20 protein-coding genes and 2 pseudogenes are annotated in these 21,535 nt (G+C 58.6%); 11 read left to right on the top strand and 11 right to left on the bottom strand.

Translation table 11 applies throughout. From position 1 onward, the window contains the following. The first annotated feature begins 220 nt into the window (after nucleotides 1-220). From A7Q00_RS06160 to A7Q00_RS06120, 10 genes and pseudogenes are all read left to right on the top strand, one after another. Nucleotides 221-1,066, top strand: coding sequence for a hypothetical protein (locus tag A7Q00_RS06160; RefSeq protein WP_179946204.1), 846 nt, complete (start codon nucleotides 221-223; stop codon nucleotides 1,064-1,066). Nucleotides 1,067-1,380: 314 nt separating this feature from the next. Continuing rightward, nucleotides 1,381-1,674 carry a hypothetical protein gene (locus tag A7Q00_RS06155; RefSeq protein ID WP_064089719.1) on the top strand — a complete coding sequence of 98 codons (294 nt, stop codon included), beginning with the start codon at nucleotides 1,381-1,383 and terminating at the stop codon, nucleotides 1,672-1,674. A 328-nt stretch (nucleotides 1,675-2,002) separates the two neighbouring features. Beyond that, entirely contained in the window at nucleotides 2,003-2,197 is a 195-nt protein-coding gene (locus A7Q00_RS12865; protein WP_080543217.1) for a YgaP family membrane protein, read from the top strand. 12 nt (nucleotides 2,198-2,209) lie between these two features. Beyond that, a pseudogene (locus tag A7Q00_RS06150) lies at nucleotides 2,210-2,731 on the top strand (rhodanese-like domain-containing protein). A gap of 79 nt (nucleotides 2,732-2,810) precedes the next feature. Further along, nucleotides 2,811-3,113 (top strand): ArsR/SmtB family transcription factor, encoded by a 303-nt coding sequence (locus A7Q00_RS06145; RefSeq protein WP_003821656.1) that lies wholly within the window; start codon nucleotides 2,811-2,813, stop codon nucleotides 3,111-3,113. Nucleotides 3,114-3,303: 190 nt separating this feature from the next. Then, a complete protein-coding gene (locus A7Q00_RS06140; protein WP_064089718.1) occupies nucleotides 3,304-4,311 on the top strand; it encodes an IS5 family transposase in 1,008 nt (335 codons plus the stop codon). A gap of 232 nt (nucleotides 4,312-4,543) precedes the next feature. Then, a complete protein-coding gene (locus A7Q00_RS06135; protein ID WP_245637536.1) occupies nucleotides 4,544-5,974 on the top strand; it encodes an efflux transporter outer membrane subunit in 1,431 nt (476 codons plus the stop codon). Between the two features lie 268 nt (nucleotides 5,975-6,242). Further along, on the top strand, nucleotides 6,243-7,904 hold the full coding sequence (locus A7Q00_RS06130) for an MFS transporter (RefSeq protein ID WP_064089716.1): 1,662 nt from the start codon (nucleotides 6,243-6,245) through the stop codon (nucleotides 7,902-7,904). Nucleotides 7,905-7,990: 86 nt separating this feature from the next. After that, a complete protein-coding gene (locus A7Q00_RS06125) occupies nucleotides 7,991-9,145 on the top strand; it encodes an HlyD family secretion protein (RefSeq protein WP_064089715.1) in 1,155 nt (384 codons plus the stop codon). Nucleotides 9,146-9,357: 212 nt separating this feature from the next. Continuing rightward, nucleotides 9,358-9,800: pseudogene (locus A7Q00_RS06120) on the top strand (NAD(P)/FAD-dependent oxidoreductase); the annotation flags it as partial. Between the two features lie 295 nt (nucleotides 9,801-10,095). On the opposite strand, the gene yfaE reads toward A7Q00_RS06120, so the two are convergent. The 11 genes from yfaE to tal form a co-directional block, all read right to left on the bottom strand. Continuing rightward, on the bottom strand, nucleotides 10,096-10,401 hold the full coding sequence (yfaE, locus tag A7Q00_RS06110) for a class I ribonucleotide reductase maintenance protein YfaE (protein ID WP_064089712.1): 306 nt from the start codon (nucleotides 10,399-10,401) through the stop codon (nucleotides 10,096-10,098). A gap of 117 nt (nucleotides 10,402-10,518) precedes the next feature. Beyond that, on the bottom strand, nucleotides 10,519-10,989 hold the full coding sequence (locus A7Q00_RS06105; RefSeq protein WP_064089711.1) for a copper resistance protein NlpE: 471 nt from the start codon (nucleotides 10,987-10,989) through the stop codon (nucleotides 10,519-10,521). A 54-nt stretch (nucleotides 10,990-11,043) separates the two neighbouring features. Further along, nucleotides 11,044-11,409: a hypothetical protein gene (locus tag A7Q00_RS06100; protein WP_064089710.1), complete on the bottom strand. Its 366-nt coding sequence runs from the start codon at nucleotides 11,407-11,409 to the stop codon at nucleotides 11,044-11,046. A 20-nt stretch (nucleotides 11,410-11,429) separates the two neighbouring features. Further along, on the bottom strand, nucleotides 11,430-12,569 hold the full coding sequence (gene obgE, locus A7Q00_RS06095; protein ID WP_064089709.1) for a GTPase ObgE: 1,140 nt from the start codon (nucleotides 12,567-12,569) through the stop codon (nucleotides 11,430-11,432). A 262-nt stretch (nucleotides 12,570-12,831) separates the two neighbouring features. Continuing rightward, complete coding sequence (locus A7Q00_RS06090; RefSeq protein ID WP_064089708.1) at nucleotides 12,832-14,283, bottom strand: NAD-dependent succinate-semialdehyde dehydrogenase; 1,452 nt, start codon at nucleotides 14,281-14,283, stop codon at nucleotides 12,832-12,834. Nucleotides 14,284-14,360: 77 nt separating this feature from the next. Further along, nucleotides 14,361-15,125 carry a WGR domain-containing protein gene (locus A7Q00_RS06085; RefSeq protein WP_064089707.1) on the bottom strand — a complete coding sequence of 255 codons (765 nt, stop codon included), beginning with the start codon at nucleotides 15,123-15,125 and terminating at the stop codon, nucleotides 14,361-14,363. A gap of 28 nt (nucleotides 15,126-15,153) precedes the next feature. Next, on the bottom strand, nucleotides 15,154-15,996 hold the full coding sequence (locus tag A7Q00_RS06080; RefSeq protein ID WP_064089706.1) for a DKNYY domain-containing protein: 843 nt from the start codon (nucleotides 15,994-15,996) through the stop codon (nucleotides 15,154-15,156). Nucleotides 15,997-16,216: 220 nt separating this feature from the next. After that, nucleotides 16,217-16,945, bottom strand: coding sequence for a YebC/PmpR family DNA-binding transcriptional regulator (locus tag A7Q00_RS06075; protein WP_003822885.1), 729 nt, complete (start codon nucleotides 16,943-16,945; stop codon nucleotides 16,217-16,219). Nucleotides 16,946-17,267: 322 nt separating this feature from the next. Further along, nucleotides 17,268-18,359 (bottom strand): hypothetical protein, encoded by a 1,092-nt coding sequence (locus A7Q00_RS06070; protein ID WP_064089705.1) that lies wholly within the window; start codon nucleotides 18,357-18,359, stop codon nucleotides 17,268-17,270. Between the two features lie 16 nt (nucleotides 18,360-18,375). After that, nucleotides 18,376-19,371: a virulence RhuM family protein/type II toxin-antitoxin system death-on-curing family toxin gene (locus A7Q00_RS06065; protein ID WP_064089704.1), complete on the bottom strand. Its 996-nt coding sequence runs from the start codon at nucleotides 19,369-19,371 to the stop codon at nucleotides 18,376-18,378. A 71-nt stretch (nucleotides 19,372-19,442) separates the two neighbouring features. Further along, nucleotides 19,443-20,468 carry a transaldolase gene (gene tal / locus A7Q00_RS06060; RefSeq protein WP_064089703.1) on the bottom strand — a complete coding sequence of 342 codons (1,026 nt, stop codon included), beginning with the start codon at nucleotides 20,466-20,468 and terminating at the stop codon, nucleotides 19,443-19,445. A gap of 82 nt (nucleotides 20,469-20,550) precedes the next feature. Here tal and A7Q00_RS06055 point away from each other — a divergent pair, with 82 nt between their 5' ends. Next, nucleotides 20,551-21,525, top strand: coding sequence for a KpsF/GutQ family sugar-phosphate isomerase (locus tag A7Q00_RS06055; RefSeq protein ID WP_064089702.1), 975 nt, complete (start codon nucleotides 20,551-20,553; stop codon nucleotides 21,523-21,525). The last annotated feature ends 10 nt before the right edge of the window (nucleotides 21,526-21,535 follow it).

The raw sequence follows: 21,535 nt of genomic DNA, 5'->3' as shown, positions 1-21,535 counted from the left end.
ACTGGTTTGCCGGACACACGCATACGGCGATGGATGCCAATATTCAAGGCTGCCGCGTGGTCATCAACCCCTTGGGCTATCCCAACGAAATTGGGCGCAACGGTTATCGGGACGGGTGCTTGATTGAGGTGTAGTAGCTGCAATTTCAGGCAGTCTGCATAGTCCGCAATGCCCACGGTTATTTAAAAATCACGCCATATCGACATTCAAGGAGTACCCCATGCCCAACACCCCCGACACCCCCATCCCATCCGCACATTCCCACGACGGCACCCTCTCCCCCTGCAAGCTCACCGACTGGACCTTCACGCGCTACCACACGCCCGGCAAATCCGAGTATGCCGTGGTGTACGGCACAGTCGCCCAAGATGGTTCGGGACGCTTTGCCGCAGGCGGCCGAATCCGCACCTCGCCCGTTACCCTATGGGCGGCACCTCTGGCCCATACGCACAACTCGGTGTATTGCCTTCCGGCCGGTGCAGGCTGCTTTTGCGACCTGCCCGCAACTTTGCAGCCTGCCATAGACAGTTTGGGTATTGACCCTGCAGAAGCGGCCGTTATCCTGCAAAACACCTTCATGCAGCCTGCACATGCCTTGCCTGAAACCTCCTGTTTCGGCGTTCCGGTGATGCGGCCGGTAGGGCAGAGAGATTTTCCGGTCATCATGGAACATCACATCGCTGCATTACCGTTCTACCCGTTTTGGCGGGACAGCAGCATCGGTTCTGCCCAAAGTCTGATAGACGGGCAAGCCACCATTTTCTTGCACGATTGGAACGCATTCTGCCGCCGGTTTGTTCGTACCGGTAAACACCGCGGCCAAACCGGCCATACCAGTAAACAAGCTGCAGACGGCCAATATAGCTATTTCGGACTGCCGATTGTGCATACGCCAGAACAAGACAATGCTGCCGTATTGGAAGCCGACATCGCCAAACTTCCGTTTTACATCTATTGGCGCACTGCCTGCGCTTCCGATGTACACCCGTTGGCAGACGGCACGCACGTTGTGCACCTTGCCGACTGGGAAGCCTTCTGCCAACGGTTGGTATTGACCGGCAGATAGGTGGGCAAAAAAGTGCAGGCTGCTTTTTATCGCCCCAACCCTGTTTCAGACGGCCTCTAAAGCAGCCTGCACCTTATTTTTCATTGTCAGATGACCAGAAACCGAGTATTCCATGCCTCAAACCTATTTCACCGCCGACTGGCACTTCTCCCATCCCAACATCGCCCGATACTGCCCGCAATTCCGCCTGCAAGGCGTGAAAGCAAATGTGTTGTTCTTTGATAACCGCCCCGCACAGGAAAAAGCCGTTACCCAAGAAGTCTGGGTGTATGACTACCGCACCAACGTGCATCACACACTGAAGAAAAAAACCGATGCAGTTGGCAGATTTACAGGATTTTATTACCTGCTATTGCCCCGAAGACCGTTCAAAGCGGGCAGAAACCTATCATGCCGAAAACAATCCCGACGGACGCTGGCGTAAATTTAGTATCGATGAAATCAATCAGCGAGAAAAAACCAGCTTGGATATTTTCTGGCTGAAAGACCATTCTTTAACCGACCTGGACAATCTGCCCGCCCCTGATATTTTGGCCGATGAAATCATTGAAAATATCGAAGCGGCTTTGATGAGTTTTCGAAGCGTTGCAGCGCAGTTGGCGGATTAGTTAGACCATCAATGAATAGACTAAGGCAACTGCCGCATCTCATTACAACTTCAATGATTGTGTGAATTAGCTTGCTAAGTAGAGGTATAAAAGGTCGTCTGAAAACCTGATTTTTCAGTTTTCAGACGACCTTTTTGCTGCGTGTAGCAAATTAGGCATAACTTAGCTTGCACATACCCGTTTAAAAATAAGGTCATCCCATCCTTTTGAGCCGCATGGTTGCAAACCGTTTGACAAAATTACCTTAAAGCTATAATATTTATTATATATGATTTTTATTATATATTTTTATTTTTAGATGAATCACTCTCAGACAAGGAGCAATTAAATGAAACGGAACTTAGGTACTTTGGATCGCGCTCTCCGCATTGTCATTGGAGTAGCCTTAATTGCCGCCGCTGCGACCGGTCAAATCGGCTGGTGGGGTTGGTTGGGCATCATCCCGCTGGCTACCGCTTTGATAGGAAGCTGCGCGTTGTACAGCTTATTGGGCATCAATACCTGCCACATCAACAAAAAATAAAGAAAGCAAAACATGAGTAAAGAAGGACAACTTCCACGGATTACTCCTGAGGAAGCGGCAGCGAAAATTCGTGAGGGTGCGTTGGTAGTGGACATTCGCAGCCAAGCAGAATATCGGGGCGGGCATATCGGCGGCGCATTGTCCCTGCCACCGGAGCGACATCGTGAAAAACTGCCCGACAACGCTGCGCCCTGTCTGATTTTTTATTGCTCGGGCGGCAAGCGCACGGCGCAGGCGGAAGCAGCATTGGCGGAACTTGGTCGGGGACGCGAGTGCTACATTCTTGAAGGCGGTTTGCAGGCATGGAAAGCCGCAGGTCTCCCCATAATCGCCGAACACGCCGCGCCGGACATCATGCGGTAGGTGCAAACCATCGCGGGCGGGTTGGTTCTGTTCGGCGTGTTGGCAGGTTCGCTGGTATCGCCTTGGTTTTATCTGATAGATGCGCTAGTCGGCGCAGGCCTGTTGACAGCCGGTTTAACCAGATTCTGCGGCATGGCACGACTACTGGCCAAAATGCCATGGAACCGCTAAACAGAGGTCGTCTGAAAGTTGCCGCTGCGGCAGTTATGACTGATAATGCGACCTTCACATTTGCCGAAAAGGGCAAACCATGACCACTGCCGATAATCAACCGCCCTACGAAGAAGCCGCTGCCTTTCTTAAACTTCTGGCAAACCCCCATCGCCTCGCCGTACTATGTAAGCTGCACGAAAGACCGCACAATGTAACCGAACTGGCTGAATCATCCGGTCTGCCTCAAGCGGCGATGTCCAGCCAATTAGCCCTGTTGCGCGAGGCCGGATTGGTGTCTTTTGAAGTGAACCATCGAGAGCGGCAATATTACATTGCCGATTCACGAGTCAACGAGATGATACAGCTGCTGTATTCCTTTTTCTGTGCAGGAAAAGATTGAAATGTGGTTGTACTGCCTTGGACAGACTATCCGGAAAAATTAGCCTAAAAGGTCGTCTGAAAATTTTTCAGACGACCTTTTTGTTGTGTTTAGTAATCTACCCTTTGCACTATTGCCTAATGAACCTGAGACCTTTGCAAAATTCCCCAAAATCCCCTAAATTCCCACCAAGACATTTATGGGATTTCTCATGAGCACCTTCTTCCAGCAAACCGCCCAAGCCATGATCGCCAAACACATCGACCGCTTCCCACTATTGAAGTTGGATCAGGTGATTGATTGGCAGCCGATCGAACAGTACCTGAATCGTCAAAGAACCCGTTACGTCCGAGACCACCGAGGCCGTCCCGCCTATCCCCTGTTGTCCATGTTTAAAGCCGTCCTGCTCGGCCAATGGCACAGCCTCTCCGATCCCGAACTCGAACACAGCCTCATCACCCGCATCGATTTCAACCTGTTTTGCCGTTTCGACGAGTTGAGCATCCCCGATTACAGCACCTTATGCCGCTACCGCAACTGGCTGGCGCAAGACGACACCCTGTCCGAATTGCTGGAACTGATTAACCGACAACTGGCCGAAAAAAACCTAAAATTAGAGAAAGCATCCGCCGCCGTCATTGACGCCACCATTATTCAAACCGCCGGCAGCAAACAGCGTCAGGCCATAGAAGTCGATGAAGAAGGACAAGTCAGCGGCCAAACCACACCGAGCAAAGATAAAGATGCCCGTTGGACAAAGAAAAACGGTCTCTACAAACTCGGTTACAAACAACATACCCGTACCGATGAGGAAGGCTATATCGAGAAACTGCACATTACCCCCGCCAATACCCATGAGTGCAACCACCTGTTGCCTTTGCTGGAAGGGATAGCCGAAGATACGACCGTCTATGCCGACAAAGGCTATGACAGTAAGGAAAACCGGCAACATCTGGAAGAGCATCGGTTACCGGACGGCATTATGCGCAAAGCCCACCGCAACCGTCCGCTGACGGAAGCGCAAACCAAACGTAACCGCTATTTGTCGAAGACCCGTTATGTGGTCGAACAAAGTTTCGGGACGCCGCACCGTAAATTCCGCTACGCCCGGGCAGCCTATTTCGGGCTGATTAAAGTGAGTGCGCAAAGCCATCTGAAGGCGATGTGTTTAAACCTGTTGAAAGCGGCCAACAGGCTAAGTGTGCCTGTTGCCGCCTAAAAGGCGGCTCGGATGCCTGATTATCAGGTATCCAAGGGGGATTAAGGGGGTATTTGGGTAGAATCAGAAGTGATTGGGGGAGAAAACAGCCGAAAACCTGTGTTTGGGTTTCGGTTGTTGGAGGAAAAGAAATTTTGCAAAGGTCTCTGCCTTTTGCGTTGAAGTTTTCCAACCCCCGCCCGATACGTTTTTCGTTATAATCATCCCGATTCCTGTTTATATATATTTCAAAATGTTCAAACGCTTCCCTTTATTTTTCCTCTGTGCCGCGCTGTTTTCGGGCTGCACCACTCATCCCAAGCACACCCCCGCCGCCGTGGAAACCGCCGAAACGCTCGGTCTGCCCGCCAGCTCGCAGCCGCCGATTGCGCCGCAATGGTGGCGTGCGCTCAACGATGCCAAGCTCGACGGCCTGATTGACACCGCCCTCGCGCGTTCGCCCGATTTGGCGGCGGCACAGGCGCGCTTGCGGCAGGCGCAGGCGGGGGCGGATTTGGCGGATTCGCAGCGCGGCGTGAAGATTGGATTGGGGCTGAGCGGCGCACTGCTGCACCGCGACGGCGTAAACGAGCGCGAGAAGCCCGAACTCATCAGCGATTTGGAAAAGCGGCTGCTGGGCGACCACGGCACCAATATCACTTATGAATCGCTGCAACTGCAAGGGCAATGGTCGCCCGATGTGTTCGGCAAATACAAGCACCAGCTGGAAGCTGCGCTGGGGCAGCAACGCGCCGTGGAATACGAAATCGCGCAGACGCGGCTACTGCTGGCGCAGGGCGTGGCGACGTATTACCGCCAATGGCAGTTGCTGCTGGAAACGCGGCAGCGCGTGGCGCAGCGGGCGCAGTTGAATCGCGAACGCGAGCAGGTGGTGCGCGAGCTGATTCGCGCAGGACAACTTGCACCGAGCAAACTCTATGCCGTGCAACAGGGCAACAGCCGTTTTCAGGCTGCCTTGTCAGATTTGGACGGCAATATTGCCCAAGTGCGCCACGCGCTTGCCGCGCTGACAGGACAACCGGCGCAGGCGTTGGACACTTTCACGCCCAATCCCGCCACCACCACCCCCGCACCGCCCGTGTCGCAGCTCACCGCCGATTTGCTCGGCAAACGCCCCGATTTGGCGGCGCAGCGCGAGGCACTGACCGCCCGCCGCCATTTAGTTGCCAGCGCGAAAACCGAGTTTTATCCGAACATTACCATCAAGGCGCTGGCCGGCTTGTCCAATGTGGAAATCGGCAACCTGCCGCATTCGTCGTCGTTTCTCGCCGGACTGCTGCCGAGCGTGAGCCTGCCGATTTTTACTTCCGGCACGTTGCGGGCGAACCTGTCGCGCAAGGAAGCCGAGTTTGACGAGCAGGTGGCGCGTTACAACAAAAACGTTTACACCGCCCTGCGCGAGGCGGCCGACGCGCTGACGCAATACGAAACCGCTGCCGCAGCCGTGCGCGACCAAACCGAGATGACCGCGCTGGCCCGCAAAAACGCCGCCGCCGCGCAAAGCCGCTACCGCGCGGGGCTGGACAACAAGCTTGACTGGCTCGCCGCGCAGGACGAAACCCTGCAAAACGAAGCGCAACTGGCGCAGGCACAGGCGAAGCTGTTTACCGCGTGGCTGGCGTTAAATACCGCCTTTGGCGGAGGTTTTGCGGCGGACAAATAAGGCAGCCTGAAAACGAGCAACGCGAGTTTCTGCGAAGCTAAAATCCTAAATGTCTTCTGAAACAAAATTTTGCTGTCATTCCCGCGCAGGCGGGAATCTTGGTTGAGCCGCATCAAAAGGCAGCAAAAACCACTGCCGCCGAAACCCGAACAAGATTCCCGCCTGCGCGGGAATGACGAAAGTTTGAGGCAGCCTGAAACGCAAAGGCTACCTGAAAACCAGCAAGCTAGTCGGGCATCCCTACCCGACCCACCCATAAGGACTCCCCATGCCCCTGCAATCCGGCGGCTACACCTTCAAGCCGCATGAAATGCCCTTTATGCCGGGTTCGCCCGCCTCGCCCGAGCATCCGAAAAAGCGGCGGCTCGCGTATCTTGCCATCGGTTTATTACTCGCGCTGTCGTCGGGCTTCCAAAACGGGCTGCTCACCGCCTCGCTGCCGCAGCTGCGCGGCGATTTGTCGCTCGATTTGCAGCAGGGCGGCTGGATTCAGGCGGCGTATTTCATGGCTTACGCCTGCATGAGCGTCCTCTTTTTCAAAGTCCGCAAGGCGTATGGCCTGCAACGCTTCGTCCGCATCACCCTGTTCGCCCAGCTTGCCGCCAGCCTACTGCAACTGGTTTATCACCATTACGAAGTGGAACTCATCGCGTGTGTTGCCGCCGCCATCGCCGCCAGCGGCCTGCTGGTGCTGTCGATTTACTACATGATGCAGGGCTTTACCGGCACGAAAAAGCTGGTCGGGCTGGTGTTCGGGCTGGGTCTGATGCAGGTCGGCACGCCGCTGGCGCAGAGCCTCGTGCCGCTGCTGTATGGCGACGGCGACCTCAACGGCGTGTTCGCCTTTCAGGCTACTCTCGCGCTCGCCTGCACCGCCTGCCTGTTCGCCCTGCCGCTGCCGCCCGGCATCACCGTGCGCAAATCGTTCACGCTGACCGACGCGCTCAGCTTTACCCTGTTTGCTTCGGGCATTGCGCTGTTGTGCGCCTTTCTCGTGCAGGGGCGCACGGTGTGGTGGACGACGCAGTGGCTCGGCTGGCTGCTCGCGGGCGGAGTGGGGCTGACGGGGCTGGCGTTGTACATCGAATCGACGCGGCACAAGCCGATGCTGGACTGGCACTGGATGACCGTGCCGCAAATCCTCATCTTCGCCGTGATGGGCACGATGGCGCGGCTCTTGACCTCGGAGCAGACCGTCGGCGCGGCGGGGCTGATGGGCGCGGTGGGCGTGGGCAGCGCGCAGATGAGCACGTTTTACCTGATTGTTGCGGGCGGAATGCTGGCGGGTGTGGTCGGCAGCCTGATTTTGCTGGATATCAACGACATCCGCCGCCCCGTGATGGTTGCGCTCGCCTGTTTCGCCCTCGGTGCGTGGCTGGAAATCGGCGTGGGCATGCAGACCCGCCCCGCGCAACTTTATTTCAGCCAGTTTATCGTTGCCTTTGCCTCGCTGCTGTTTATGGGGCCGATGATGCTTGAAGGCGCACTGCGCGCGCTGGCGAAAAGCCCCGACCACATGATGAGCTTCTCCGCCGTGTTCGGCCTGTCGCAAACCCTCGGCGGGCTGGCGGGTGCGGCGGCATTCAGCGCGTTTTTAACTTACCGCACCCGCGACCACCTCGCCGCCATCGCGCAAAACCTGACCCTCTCCAACCCCGCGCTCGCCGCCGACATCCAGCGCAACGCCGCCGCCCTCTCCGCCACCCTCTCCGACCCGGTGCTGCTGCAAGGCCGCGCCGTCTCGCAAATCACCGCGCAGGCGGGCAAAGAAGCGTCGGTGGCGGCATACAGCGACCTGTTCGCGCTGCTGGCGGCGATGGCGGCGGTATCGACCCTCGTCGCCGTCGCCCTGTGGCTGTACCGCCGTTATTACAAGATTGATATTCTGGCGGCGGAGAAGGCGAAAGTGTTTGCGGTGTTGGGGAAATAGGGTTTCAGACGGCATTAAAGGCAGCCTGAAAACCACCGCACCAACCCATTAACCGAATCAACCCCCAAATCAACGGAAAGCAAAAAATGTCCCAACCCGACACCCCCGAACAACCCGACACCGAATCCCAAAAAACCGCCGTGCCGCAGCCCGAGATGCAGCCTGAAACGTCGTCTGAAACCCCGTCCGAGCCGCAAGAGCCCGCCCAATGGCAGCCTGAAAAACACCGTTTCGGCAGCATCGGCATACTCGCCGCCAGCGCAATCGGCGTGGTGCTTGCCCTGTATGCCTTCCGCCTGCCGCCCTTCGGCATGGGCGAGGTTTACACCAACAACGCCTATGTGCGCGGCAGCGTAACCGCCGTCAGCCCGCGCGTGGGCGGCTATGTGCAGAAAGTGCTGGTGCACGATTTTGACAACGTAAAAGCAGGGCAGCCGCTGGTGGAAATCGACCCCGCGCCCTACCGCGCCAAAGTCGCCCAAGCCGAAGCTGGGCTGGCGGGGCCGCAGGCGGCGTTGAACAAAACCGCGCAGGACAAAGCCTCCGCCCTCGCCGTCTCCAAAGCCAACCAAGCCGCGATTGACAACGCCCGCGCCCAGCTTGACCGCGCCCGCCGCGAATGGCAGCGCATACAGGCGGTGAGTGCCGATGCCGTGTCGCAAAGCAGCCGCGATGCCGCGCAAACCGCCGTTAAACAAGCCGAAGCGGGCCTGAAACAGGCGCAGGAGCAATACGCCGTGGCGCAGCAGAACATCATCAACACGGGCGTAGGGCGCGAGGGCGCACAGGCGGGCATCGCCAACGCGCAAGCCCTGCTGGACTTGGCAAAACAGGATTTGGGGCATACTGTGATTTACGCGCCCGCCAGCGGCAAACTCGGCGAAGTCAACGTCAAACAAGGGCAGCTTGTGAGCGCGGGCACGCAGCTGATGTCCGTCGTGCCGCCCGAACGCTGGATCATCGCCAACATCAAAGAAACCGATATGGCCAACGTGAAAATCGGGCAGAGTGCCAGCGTGAGTATCGACGCACTCGGCGGCAAGGCGTTCAGCGGCAAAGTCGCCGAAATCTCGCCCGCCACCGCTTCCGAATTCAGCCTGATTAAAGCCGACAGCGGCACGGGCAACTTCGTCAAAATCGTCCAACGCATCGCCGTAAAAATCGTATTTGACGCAGGGCAACAGGATTTGGAACGCCTCGCGCCGGGGATGTCGGCGGAAGTGAACATTGCTACGAAGTAAGGTAAAAGGCCGTCTGAAAAGTTTTCAGACGGCCTTTCAGACTGCTTTTTTTATTGAAGTAAAGCAAATCGGGCATTATCCGTGCATCAATTGCCCAACCCACTCAACAAAAAGCAGCCTGAAACCCCATTCCCCCATTTTCAGGCTGCCTTGCAAGATTCTATAATTACGCCTTTATGCCAAACCAATTTATCTGCGAAAGGAGTTTCATTATGTCCCACACCCAATTTGATGTTGCCGTTATCGGCGCAGGCCCGTCAGGCTCGGTTGCCTCCGCCCTGCTTAACAAACAGGGCTTCAAAGTATGCGCGCTGGAAAAACAGCATTTTCCGCGCTTTGTGATTGGCGAGAGCCTGCTGCCGCACTGCATGGAAATGCTGGAAGAAGCCGGTTTTGCCGATGCCGTGCGCGCCGAGAAAGGCTTTCAGTTTAAAAACGGCGCAGCGTTCGCATGGCGCATTTCACGCGCATCACCGACAACATCGCCGCCGAAGCCGATTTTGACCGCAACAAAATCCTGATTACCACCCACCCGCAGCACCGCGACGTATGGTTTTGGACAATCCCTTTCGGCGACAACACCTGCTCGCTCGGCGTGGTCGGCACACCCGACAAACTGGCGGGCGATTTCGAAGCCGTGTTGAAACAAAGAGTTTTATTTTTTCATTCTTTCCTTATATAGAAACAACCCTTCTAAACGGCAAGCCCGATACCTCAACCCGCCGCCTGTTTCCGAGTGGACAGGCGGCGGGTTTGGTTTGGGTTTTTCAGGTAGCCTATGGTTGGGGCTGTGCGAAGTGATTGGGCTGCATTGCAGGCCCACTTAACTTTCGCTGCAGTGTTGGCCTGCTATCGATGAACGTTTGTGCCTCAAGTATTTCCTGTGCCTATTTGCAGCAAAGGCTACCTGAAAAACTTTCAGGTAGCCTTTGGCGTAGAGGAGTTGCCGGTTAGTTGTTGTTTTCGGCAAACAGGTCTCGGTCGAATAAATCCGGTTCGGCTTGCCGTTGTCGGCAGTCGATGCGGATATCTTCTTTCACTGTGCAGCAGCAGGTGAGGATTTCGTTGGGCAGGAGCATGGCCAGCGGGCTTTCCCGGTATGCAACGTTGCCGGATAGAAGTTTGACGCGGCAGGAGCCGCAATAGCCGCTGCGGCATTGGTATTCGATTTCGTGGCCGGTGCGCTCCAAGGCTTCGAGCAGGGTTTCGCCTTCCTGCAGGGTGAAGCGGGTGCTGTGGGTGGTGATCTGGGGCATGGCGTGTGGTGTTTGGTTTGGTGCAGTGAAAATTTCAGGTAGCCTCTTTTATGCGCGGGCAGGCATAAAGGCTACCTGAAATGATTTGGCCGATCCAAGGCCGGATTTCTTTTCGGGTTAAAGCTGACTGACGGTCTGCTTCAGGATGTAGAGGTTGGCCAGTTCGCCTTCCACTTGTTTGCCATCGGCATCCAGCGCCCAAATCTGGCCGTTGCCGATTTGGTAGAGCCGCTCGCCGCCGGCTTTGTCGAGCTGGAATACTTCTTGTGGCTTGCGCCAAGTGAAGCGGCCATCGGTTTTTTCAGTAAACGGCTGGCGCTGCTTATAGGTTTCGGTGAGTCGGTAACTGCCGTCTTCTTGCAATATCAAGGTGGTTTCGATGCCTTCGCAAGAGGCGCAGGGCAGCACACCGTAGTAGCGGCCGATCCATTGGGCGTCGGGTTGTGCAGCGGTGGAAGCAGCTGATGCGGTAGGCTGGGAGGCAGCAACTGTGGGGGCGGCAGCCGGGGTAGAGGCTGGCGCGGTATGCTCTTGCGGGGCGCAGGCGGCTAGCAGCAATAGGGCGGGGAGGTAGGCTAGAGGTTTCATGGGCTGTCCTTTTGTTGTGATAAGCAGTGAAGCCAGCACGAGGATGCCGTATGCTTACAGCGTGTTGGTAAAGGGTTTATACGGCGATTGGTGAATAACTTGCCATTGGCGGTTTCGTTTGGTGAGAGAGATTGTATAGGTTGCTTTTGGAGGGGTATCGTAGGAGGCTAAACCATTGAATAGCCTGATTTCGCAGTGAAAAATACCTTGTTTGATCATGCCGCCACCTTTTCTCACACAAGCATGGCCTGTGGTTAGGTGTTCTTTAGGACCTAAGTTGCGGTTGGCCTGATTGGCCAATTTGAGCACAGTTTCTTTAGATGGGCCACCAAAGGTAACATCCCCGGTGCTTAGGTATTGATATGAGCCGTATGCCACACCGATCACGATAACCCAGTTGATAAGTTTTCCTACAATCATGATATTTCCTTTACATAAAATTATTCCGGCTGCAACACCGAATAATCGTTGGTTTCTAAAATTTGCGGTGCAGCATCGGTCTGTTGGTTAGCCTCTGCGGCGGCCAGTTGTTTCTTCTCGGCCAAATACTGCCCGATTTGCCGCACCAATTCCTGCGTGCCCTGTTGGGCGAGTGCGCTGATTTCAAATAGGCGCGGGGTTTGCCAATCGAAGCTGGGTTCGCCGGGGGCGGGGTAGTTCCAGCCGACGGCTTCGAGGAATTCGGCTTTGCGTTCGGCAGCCTCTTCCGGCGTGAGCATATCCAATTTGTTCAGCACCAGCCAGCGCGGTTTGCCGAACAGTTCGTCGTCGTATTTTTTCAGCTCGTTGATGATGGACAGCGCTTCGGCGGCGGGGCTGACGGCTTCGTCGAACGGGGCCAAGTCTACCACGTGCAGCAAGAGGCCGGTACGCGAAAGGTGTTTCAAAAAGCGGTGCCCCAGCCCGGCGCCTTCGGCCGCGCCTTCAATCAGGCCGGGGATGTCGGCCATCACAAAGCTTTGGCTTTCGTCCACGCGCACCACGCCCAGGTTGGGGTGCAGCGTGGTGAAGGGATAGTCGGCCACTTTGGGGCGGGCGGCGGACACGGCGCGGATTAGGGTGGATTTACCGGCATTGGGCATGCCCAACAGGCCGACGTCGGCCAACACTTTCAATTCCAACAGCAATCGGCGCGCTTCGCCGGGTTCGCCGGGCGTGGCCTGTTTGGGTGCGCGGTTTACCGAGGACTTGAAATGGATGTTGCCCAAGCCGCCTTTGCCGCCGCGCGCCAGACAAATGCGCTGGCCGTGCCGCGTGAGGTCGGCCACGATTTCGCCGGTGTCGGCATCGCGGATCAGCGTGCCCACCGGCATTTGCAGCTCGATATCGTCGGCGCCGGCGCCGTAGCGGTCGGAGCCGTGGCCTCTTTCGCCGTTTTTGGCCTGATAGCGTTTCACGAAACGGTATTCCACCAGCGTGTTTACGTTTTCGTTGGCCACGGCGAACACGCTGCCGCCGCGCCCGCCGTCGCCGCCGTCCGGCCCGCCGCGCGGCACGTATTTTTCGCGGCGGAAGCTGACCGCGCCGTTGCCGCCGCGCCCGGCGGCGACTTCGATTTTGGCTTCGTCGATAAATTTCATTTGCGCTTTCCGTTTTCAGGTAGCCTCTGGGGCTACCTGAAAATCTTAATTCGTTATTGAGATGATGATTGCGGCTGGAGTTGCTATGGCTGTGTGCCGGATTTTGCTTTAGCCCGCCGTGCGAATATGCACATTATAAAGGACTGGCGCACAGGCTACCTGAAAATTTGTGCCGTGCTTTCGTTTTGCAGAAACCGAGCCTTGGCTGCGCCAATCATCGTTTCACTGCGTTGAGGCGGATGCTTTTCAGGTAGCCTGCCGCTTAAACCGCCAGCATCACGTATTTGGTTGCCAAATATTCGTCCAGCCCGTATTTGCCGCCTTCGCGGCCGATGCCTGATTGCTTCACGCCGCCGAAGGGGGCGGCTTCGTTGGAAATCACGCCGGTGTTGATGCCGACCATGCCGTACACCAAGCCTTCCATCATGCGCGTGGCCGTGCCTAGGCTGCGGGTGTAGCAATAGGCGGCCAGGCCGTATTCGGTGGCGTTGGCCTGTTGCAACACGTCTGCCTCGTTCTCGAAACGGAACACGGGGGCGAGCGGGCCGAAGGTTTCTTCGCGTGCCACTTTCATGCCGGCATGGGCGTGGCGGATAACGGTGGGCTGGAAGAAGAGTTTGCCTGCCGGGTGGCGCGCGCCGCCGGCAACTACTTCGCCGCCGTGGGCGAGCGCGTCGGCCAGGTGTTCTTCCACTTTGGACAGCGCGGCCTCATCAATCAGCGGGCCGCATTCCGTGCCGCTTTCCAAGCCGTTGCCCACTTTCAGGTAGCCTGCCGCTTGAGCGAATTTGCGGACAAATTCGTCATACACACCGCTTTGCACATAGATGCGGTTGGCGCACACGCAGGTTTGGCCGGCGTTGCGGAATTTGCAGGCAATCGCGCCGGAGACGGCGGCATCGAGGTCGGCATCGTCGAACACGATAAACGGCGCGTTGCCGCCCAGCTCCATCGAGGTTTTCTTGATGGTGGAAGCGCATTGCGCCTGTAGTTGTCGGCCGACGGCGGTGGAGCCAGTGAAGCTGAATTTCTTCACCGTATCGCTTTCGGTGAGCACGCGGCCGATTTCGCGCGACGAACCGGTGATTACGTTGAACACGCCCGCCGGAATGCCGGCACGTTCGGCCAAGGCGGCAATGGCCAGTGCGGAAAACGGCGTTTGCGAGGCGGGACGGATGACGAAGGTGCAGCCGGAGGCCAGCGCGGGTGCGGCTTTGCGCGTGATCATGGCGTTGGGGAAGTTCCACGGCGTAATCGCGGCGCACACGCCGACGGGCTGCTTGAGCACCAAAATACGCTTGTCAGGCGCGGGGCCGGGGATGGTGTCGCCGTACACGCGCTTGGCTTCTTCGGCATACCATTCGATGTAGGACGCGCCATAGGCAATTTCGCCGCGCGACTCGGCCAGAGGCTTGCCTTGCTCCAGTGTGAGCAGGGTGGCGAGTTCCTCCTGCGACTCCATCATCAAATCAAACCAACGGCGCAGGACTTGGCTGCGCTGTTTGGCCGTGAGCGCGCGCCAGGCGGGCAGGGCGGCTTGGGCGGCAGCCACCGCGCGTTCGGCTTCCGCCGCGCCCATATCGGGCACGCTGCCGATGGTTTCGCCGGTGGCGGGGTTGGATACGGTGATGGTGCGGCCGCTGTCGGCATCAAGCCATTGGCCGTTGATGTAGCACCGGGTGTGTAGGAGGGCGGGGTCTTTTAGCTGGGTCATGGGGCGGGCTCTTTAGAGGCTACCTGAAAATATGGGTAGGAGGGCGGGGTGCCGGTTTGCGGGTTGGTTCGTTAATCCTATTTCGGCATATCCGGGCATTTTAAGTTGTCGGCGGCGAAGCGTTGCAGGTCGTCTGCCATTTGGCGGCCGGTTTCAGACGGCGTGCCTGCGGTGTGCCAGCCGCGCAGTTGCGCCAGTAGGTCGAGCCGCTGTATGGCGAGCAGGGCGAGGCGGTGCAGTTCGGGGTGCAGGCTACCTGAAATTTTGATGCTGCCGAAGGCGGTGGCGATGATGGCTTTGTCGGTTTGATAGGCTTCGGTTTCGTTGTCGCGGCACAGTTCGGCAATGCTGTCGGCGGTTTGGCCTGCGGCGGGCGGCAGGTAGTCCATGCCCCAGTATTGGCAGATGAGTTTTTGCGGGAAGGCGGCGGTGTCCAAATCGGGGTTTTTGCGGAAGGCTTGGGCAAGTTCGTAGAGGGTGTCGCTGCCTTCGTCGCTGCCGAACGGGGCTTCTTCGTCGCCGCAGTCGTAATAAATGCTGTCGGCAAAATGGCGGACGAAGTTGGGGTGCGAGGTTTTAGGGTGCGGACCGAACTCTTCGTCGTCAAAATACAGGCGGGCGGCAAAGTCGAAATCGGGCGCAGGCCGGTAGCCTTTTTTGGTTTTTTGGGTGATGAGTTTGGCGGCGGCCTTTTGGCATTCGGCTTCGCTGCCGTATTCGGTGATTTGGTAGCGGCCGGCGGTGCCGAGTTTGCCGAAATTGACCATGATGTCGCTGCCTGCGGGGTCGATTATCCAGAATTTGCGGGATTTGCCGTCGGTGTAGGTGAAGGCTTGTTTCATGGGTTTTCCGTTGTGGGTAAGGTATGAGCTACCTGAAGGCGGTTGGGGGAGTGTTTTCAGGTAGCCTTTGGCTTAGTCGGTTTACCCGTTTTGCCAAAGGTTTTTCAGCAGTTCGCTCATTTTGGCGGAGTTTTCGGCGCGGCGGGCGGATTCTTCGGCGGCGTGGGCGGCGGCTTTGGCGGCGTCCCATTCGGCAGGGTCTGCATCGGGCAGGATGCGGTTGGTTTTGTAGACGCGTTTTCCGTCTTTGGAAAGGGTGTCGTGCAGGTGCTGCCAAGTGGCGGCATCGGCGCGGGGGAGTTTGCGTTCGCAGTATATAGACGTGTTTGCCGTCGTGGGAAAAGCCGTGTCTGCCTGCTTCGCCCGCTGCTTCGCGCCAGGTTTGCGGGTCGCTGCCTTTCAGGGGTTTGCCGTCAAAGAAGACGGTGTCGCCGTCGGCGGCGTAGAGGCCGTGAAGCAGGCGGAGTGCCAGGGGATTGGCGGATTGGATTTTGCTGCCGCCATAGTAGGCTTGTGCGCGGTCGGCGGCGTAGCCTTCGCCGAGATGGCGGAAGGTGGCGGCATCGCTGCCGTTGAGCGGGCGCAGGGCGGTTTCGTATTCGCAATATATGGCATCGGCGTCGCGCCAGTAGCCCTCGCCGAGATGGGTGAAGCTGTCGCGCTGCACGGCGGAAAGCAGTTCGGCGCCGTGGTAGACGTGGTTGCGGTCGCGGGCAATCAGGCTGCCCGGTTCGACGAATACTTCGAAGGTGGCGGGGTCGCAGCCGCGCAGTTTGCGGTAGGTGCCGGTGCCGCCGAATTGGACGGTGTTGCCTTGGATGCGCCAGCTGTGTTCGGTTTCGTCGAGCTGGGAGAGGGGAAGCCAGGTCATGGGTGTTTGCTCGAATCGGTGTAGGGGAACATTGGTTCGCTCTGCAGAAACTCTGCTTCGAATGCGCCGAAACATCATTTCGGGTAGTGGTTTGGTGTGGCAGTGTCGGGCATTCGTGCGCGGACTGTGTGTGCTTGAGAGGCTACCTGAAAACCGATAAGGCATGGGATAAGGCCACCTGAAAGCGATGATTGCCCGCTTTCAGGTAGCCTTTGCCTGTTTACTCGAGCTCCAGCACGGCGGAGGTGTACACGTCTTGTACGTCGTCCAGCGCTTCGAGGGCGTCGATCAGGCGCTGCATTTTGGCGGCGTCTTCGCCGGTGAGCACGGCTTCGTTTTGGGCGCGCATGGTCACGTCGCCGTCTTCGGCTTTGAAGCCGGCGGTTTCGAGCGCGGCTTTGATGCCGGCCCAGTCGTTGGGGGCGGTGATGACTTCGAACGAGCCGTCGTCGTGGGCAACGACGTCTTCGGCGCCGGCTTCGAGGGCGGCTTCCATCAGGGCGTCTTCTTCGGTGTCGGGGCCGAACAGGAGGTAGCCTTGGTGTTTGAAGTTGAAGGCGACGCAGCCGTCAGTGCCGAGGTTGCCGCCGTGTTTGCTGAAGGCGTGGCGCACGTCGGCCACGGTGCGGGTTTTGTTGTCGGTGAGGCAGTCCACCATCAGGGCGGCACCGCCGATGCCGTAGCCTTCGTAGCGCAGTTCGATGTATTCCACGCCTTCGAGGTTGCCTGTGCCTTTGTCGATGGCGCGTTGGACGTTGTCTTTGGGCATGTTGGCGTCCCAGGCTTTGTCCATGGCCAGGCGCAGGCGGGGGTTGGAAGCGGGGTCGCCACCGCCGAGGCGGGCGGCTACGGTGATTTCTTTGATCAGTTTGGTGAAGATTTTGCCGCGTTGGGCATCAACGCGGGCTTTTTTGTGTTGGATATTTGCCCATTTGCTATGGCCGGCCATATTGTTTTCCTTATTTAGTGGATTGAAATTGCAATGATACGGCGTTGCCAACGCCCTTATGTACTACCCGTACACGGCGGGCGTTGCCGCCTTGTCTCATTTTTATTTTAGTCCACTATTATCTGGTTGGGATGACAAAGCGCGATTTTAGCATTTTCAGGTAGCCTGTTGAACAGCGGGACGGCAGATAGCGCGGCTGGCGGATGAGCACGCTTTTGCTGCAAGGTGGCAGACCGCTGCCGCCGTGGGGGTTCGGCTTATTCGCTATGGTTTTTCAGGTAGCCTTTATTGGGAATAGAGGCTACCTGAAAAACGGATGGGTTTACTGCGGCGCTTCGCTAAACAGCGGGTTGAAGCCGTCTAACTCCAGCGCTTGGGGATAATCGGGCATGGCGGCGTTTTCGGGCAGGATGTCGCGCAGCAGGCGGATGTGTTCCACTTGGCATTCGGCCATCAGGTCGAGGAAGTTTTGCACCACGGTGTCTACGGAGTCGGTGGGGGCGAGCTGCCAGCGGAAGGTTTGCGGCACCAAGCCGTAGCTGTTGTCGGTGGCGCTGAAGCTGAACACAATCTGCCCGCCTTCTTGGGCGGCCACAGCCACGCCGACGCGCGGGCTTTGCAGGCGCACGGCGCGGATGGCGTTGGCGGAGAATACGTCCAGCGCCATGCGCTGGCGGGTGTGGCTGCCGTTGCGGATGGCCTCGAGCGGGGCGGCGGGGTCGAGCGGGTTGGCAAACAGGGTGAGGCCGGGCCGGGCGAAGCGTTCCTGCCAATATTGCATCAGGGGCAGGGCGGCCTGGCCGAGTTTGCCGGGGGCTTTGGGCGCGTTGTAGCCCAAGGCGTACACCACGTGCACGCTCTGCCCGGAGGGGATGGCGATTTCTGCGGCGCCGGTTTGCGCGGCGGCAAACTGTTCGGCGGCGGCAAGGCTTTGTTTGGCGGCAAACCATTGCTCCAGCTTGATGCGGCTGATTTGCTCGGCGGTGAGCAGCGCGGGCAGCCACACGGTTTGCGCCAGATGGCGGGTGGGCTCGAATTCGGCCAGTTTGGCCTGAAGCGCGGCGGCATTGAGGGCGGCGGGCAGGGCTACGGCCTGGTTGCAGCCGGCCACGAGCACCACGGGCAGGGCGATCCAGCCGGTTTCTTCGGCAGCGGCGGGGCGCAGGGTTTGCTCCATGGCCTGCCACAGGGCGCGGTAAACGGCATCGCTCGGCGCCATGGTGAGCGCCACGGAGAGGGGGGTGAGGTGGCGCGATTGCAGCATTTGGAAAATCAGGCTGTGCAGCGTGTCGCCGGAGAGTTTGTTTTGTGCGCGGGAGCGGTTGGCGGCCACGGCTTCGGCATGCAGCAGCAGTTCGTTTTTTACCGGATCGGCGGGATAGGGGCGGGGGTCGGGGAGGAGATGGCGGTTCATAATGATAATGGTAAGGTTACGGGTTGGGGTGGTGTTGCAACATGTGCATAATGAGTCGGATAAGGGTGTCTTTTTGCGCGGGCGCGGATTCGGCCACCAACAGGGTGAGTGCGGCCAGGCCGGTATCGTTGATGACGGCGTGTCCGTCTGCGTTGAACAGGCGGCGGTTTTGGTGTAGGAAATCAACAAACAGGAAAGCGCCGCTGCGCTTATTGCCGTCGGCAAAGGGATGGTTTTTCACGATAAAGTAGAGCAGATGGGCGGCTTTGCTTTCGATGCTGGGGTAGGCGGGCGCACCGAATACGCTTTGCGCGAGGTTGCCGAGAATGGCGGCTAAGCCGTCTTCGCGTTCGCGGGCAAACAGGTCGCTGGCTTCGCCGCGGGCGATGAGTTCGGTTTTGAGCTGGCTCAGGGCGCGGCGTGCGGCTTCGGGCGTGGGCAGGCTACCGCCGTTTTCGCCTGCCGGCTCTTGCAGCAGGCCTTCATCGTATTGTTGCAGCCAGAGGAAGGTTTGGGTGTAGCGGCTGACGATATCGACCAAGCCGCGGCCGGCTTCCAGTGTGAGGGCGGGCGAGGCGGCGGTGGTTTGAATCAGCTGCAAGGCGTGTGTGAGCTCGTCGGCATTTTGCTGCAGGCGTTGTTGGTTGAGCGCGTAGCCTTTGAGCAGGTAGTCTTTCAGGCGGGCGGTGGCCCAGCGGCGGAACTGGGTGGCATTTTTTGATTTTACGCGGTAACCCACGGAAAGCACTGCATCCAGATTGTAGTGTTTGATTTGCCGCGTTACCCGGCGTTTGCCTTCGGCGCGAACTACCGAGTAATCCTCGGTAGTTGCTTTTTCTTCCAGCTCGGCTTCGGCATAGATGTTTTTCAGGTGCAGACCGATGTTGTCGGTGCTGGTGTCAAACAGATGTGCCATCTGCGCTTGCGACAGCCATACGGTGTCGGTGTTGAAGCGGACTTCCACTTGGGTCTGCCCGTCTGCGCTTTGGTAGATTTCGATGGGGTTGTTCATGTGTGTGTTGTATTGATGATTGGATGAAGGCTACCTGAAAAATGGAGTGGCGGTTTCAGGTAGCCTTTCGCCTAATCGGCCATCGGGGCGAGCATTTGGGCAAAGGCCTGCTCAAACTGGGCGAGGCCGTCTTGCTGGAGCTTGGCGGCCAAGGCTTCGAGGTCGATGCCGAGGGCGGCGACTTCATCCAGAACCGGCTGCGCGGGCGCGGCAGGGCGGGAAAGGGCGTCGGCGGCGCGGCCGTGGTTGGTAAAGGCTTGCAGCACGGCATCGGGCAGGGTATTGACGGTGTGCGGGGCAATCAGGTTGTCCACATACAGGGTATCGGGGTAGGCGGGGTTTTTCACGCCGGTGCTGGCCCAGAGCAGGCGGGCGGTGGGCACGGCATCGCTTGGCTGGCCGAAGAATTGCTGCCAATCCCGATAGGCGGCTTGCGCCAGGGCCAGCGCGGTTTTGCCTTGCAGGTGCGGCGGCAGCTGCGGGTCGAGCGCGGTGTCGATGCGGGAGATGAAAAAGCTGGCCACCAGCTGCGGCGCGGCCTGACCTGCGCGTTGCGCCAAGCCTTGCTGATAGGCTTGGTAGGCGCATAGGGTTTGGGCGCGGGAGAACAGCAGGGTCAGGTTGATGTTGATGCCGTCGGCCACCAAGGCGGGCAGGGCGGCGAGGCCGGCATCGGTGGCGGGGATTTTAATCATGGCGTTGGGGCGGCCGATCAAATTCCACAGGCGGCACGCTTCGGCAATGGTGCCTTCGGTGTCGTGCGAGAGCGCGGGGTCGCATTCGAGGCTCACCAGCCCGCTGTTGCCTTCTGCCGCAAACTGTGCGGCAAACACATCGCAGGCGGCCTGAACGTCGGCCACGGCCAGGGTTTCGTAGCGCGCCTTCGCAGAAAGCGGCTGCTGCTTTAATTGGGCGATTTCGGCTGTGTATAATGCATCGCCGGCCAGCGCTTGGCGGAAGATGGCCGGATTGGAGGTAACCCCGCTCACGCCGCTTTGCTGCAACTTAGCCAGCGTGCCGGAGCGCACGAGCGAACGGGAAAGGTTGTCGAGCCAAATTTGCTGGCCGAGCTGTTTGACTTCCTGCAAAATAGCCATATCTTGAGCCTCTGCTGAATGTGTAAATTTTGGAAATTACCTGATTCCGGCGGCCGCCGCAAGCCGGAATGAAGAAAGAAGAATGATGAGTGAACAACAATATCTTGCCCACGCCCGCGAAGTGCTGGCGATAGAAGCCGATGCGCTGCGCGCCCTGTCCGACTCGTTGGACGGCAGTTTTTCCCGCACCTGCGAAGCCATGCTGGCCTGTGAAGGCCGCGTGGTGGTGAGCGGCATCGGCAAGAGCGGGCACATCGGGCGCAAAATCGCCGCCACGCTGGCCTCCACCGGCACGCCCGCCTTTTTCGTGCACCCGGCCGAAGCCGCGCACGGCGATTTGGGCATGATTGTGGACGGCGACGTGGTGCTGGCCATTTCCAACTCCGGCGAGAGCGACGAAATCGCCGTGATCCTGCCCGCGCTCAAGCGCAAGAACATCACGTTAATTGGCATGACCGGCCGCCCCGAATCCACGCTGGCGCGCCATGCCGACATCCACCTCACCGTGGCCGTGCCGCAGGAAGCCTGCCCACTCGGCCTCGCGCCCACCAGCAGCACCACCGCCGCGCTGGCCTTGGGCGACGCGCTGGCCGTAGCGCTGCTGCGTGCCCGCGCCTTCACGAGAGACGATTTTGCGCTGAGCCATCCCGCCGGCAGCCTGGGTAAACGCCTGCTGCTGCAAGTGGCCGATGTGATGCACACAGGCGACGAACTGCCCGTGGTGCGCCCGGATACGCCTTTTGCCGACCTGATTGTGTGCATGAGCGAAAAAGGCCTGGGCATGGTGGCCGTGGCCGACGAGGCGGGCTACCTGAAAGGCATTTTTACCGACGGCGATTTGCGCCGCCTGTTCCAGCAGCAGCGCGACTTCTCCGGCCTCACCGCCCAAGCCGTGATGGGTGCGCAGCCGAAAACCATCACACCGAACCGCCTGGCCACCGAGGCGCTGAAAACCATGCAGCAAAACCGCGTGAACGGCTTGCCGGTGTGCGATGAGGCAGGCAGGCTGTTGGGCGCGCTGAATATGCACGATTTGCTCAAAGCGCGGATTGTGTAGGCGCACCGGG

Source organism: Eikenella halliae (genome assembly GCF_001648475.1).
Classification (GTDB): Bacteria; Pseudomonadota; Gammaproteobacteria; order Burkholderiales; family Neisseriaceae; genus Eikenella; species Eikenella halliae.
Note: the sequence above shows the minus strand (reverse complement) of the source record. Positions and strands in the feature narration are given on the sequence as shown.

Coding starts and splice junctions, on each gene's coding strand:
- A7Q00_RS06160 (WP_179946204.1), top strand. CDS start 221: ATGCCCAACACCCCCGACACCCCCATCCCATCCGCACATTCCCACGAC.
- A7Q00_RS06155 (WP_064089719.1), top strand. CDS start 1,381: ATGCAGTTGGCAGATTTACAGGATTTTATTACCTGCTATTGCCCCGAA.
- A7Q00_RS12865 (WP_080543217.1), top strand. CDS start 2,003: ATGAAACGGAACTTAGGTACTTTGGATCGCGCTCTCCGCATTGTCATT.
- A7Q00_RS06145 (WP_003821656.1), top strand. CDS start 2,811: ATGACCACTGCCGATAATCAACCGCCCTACGAAGAAGCCGCTGCCTTT.
- A7Q00_RS06140 (WP_064089718.1), top strand. CDS start 3,304: ATGAGCACCTTCTTCCAGCAAACCGCCCAAGCCATGATCGCCAAACAC.
- A7Q00_RS06135 (WP_245637536.1), top strand. CDS start 4,544: ATGTTCAAACGCTTCCCTTTATTTTTCCTCTGTGCCGCGCTGTTTTCG.
- A7Q00_RS06130 (WP_064089716.1), top strand. CDS start 6,243: ATGCCCCTGCAATCCGGCGGCTACACCTTCAAGCCGCATGAAATGCCC.
- A7Q00_RS06125 (WP_064089715.1), top strand. CDS start 7,991: ATGTCCCAACCCGACACCCCCGAACAACCCGACACCGAATCCCAAAAA.
- yfaE (WP_064089712.1), bottom strand. CDS start 10,401: ATGCCCCAGATCACCACCCACAGCACCCGCTTCACCCTGCAGGAAGGC.
- A7Q00_RS06105 (WP_064089711.1), bottom strand. CDS start 10,989: ATGAAACCTCTAGCCTACCTCCCCGCCCTATTGCTGCTAGCCGCCTGC.
- A7Q00_RS06100 (WP_064089710.1), bottom strand. CDS start 11,409: ATGATTGTAGGAAAACTTATCAACTGGGTTATCGTGATCGGTGTGGCA.
- obgE (WP_064089709.1), bottom strand. CDS start 12,569: ATGAAATTTATCGACGAAGCCAAAATCGAAGTCGCCGCCGGGCGCGGC.
- A7Q00_RS06090 (WP_064089708.1), bottom strand. CDS start 14,283: ATGACCCAGCTAAAAGACCCCGCCCTCCTACACACCCGGTGCTACATC.
- A7Q00_RS06085 (WP_064089707.1), bottom strand. CDS start 15,125: ATGAAACAAGCCTTCACCTACACCGACGGCAAATCCCGCAAATTCTGG.
- A7Q00_RS06080 (WP_064089706.1), bottom strand. CDS start 15,996: ATGACCTGGCTTCCCCTCTCCCAGCTCGACGAAACCGAACACAGCTGG.
- A7Q00_RS06075 (WP_003822885.1), bottom strand. CDS start 16,945: ATGGCCGGCCATAGCAAATGGGCAAATATCCAACACAAAAAAGCCCGC.
- A7Q00_RS06070 (WP_064089705.1), bottom strand. CDS start 18,359: ATGAACCGCCATCTCCTCCCCGACCCCCGCCCCTATCCCGCCGATCCG.
- A7Q00_RS06065 (WP_064089704.1), bottom strand. CDS start 19,371: ATGAACAACCCCATCGAAATCTACCAAAGCGCAGACGGGCAGACCCAA.
- tal (WP_064089703.1), bottom strand. CDS start 20,468: ATGGCTATTTTGCAGGAAGTCAAACAGCTCGGCCAGCAAATTTGGCTC.
- A7Q00_RS06055 (WP_064089702.1), top strand. CDS start 20,551: ATGATGAGTGAACAACAATATCTTGCCCACGCCCGCGAAGTGCTGGCG.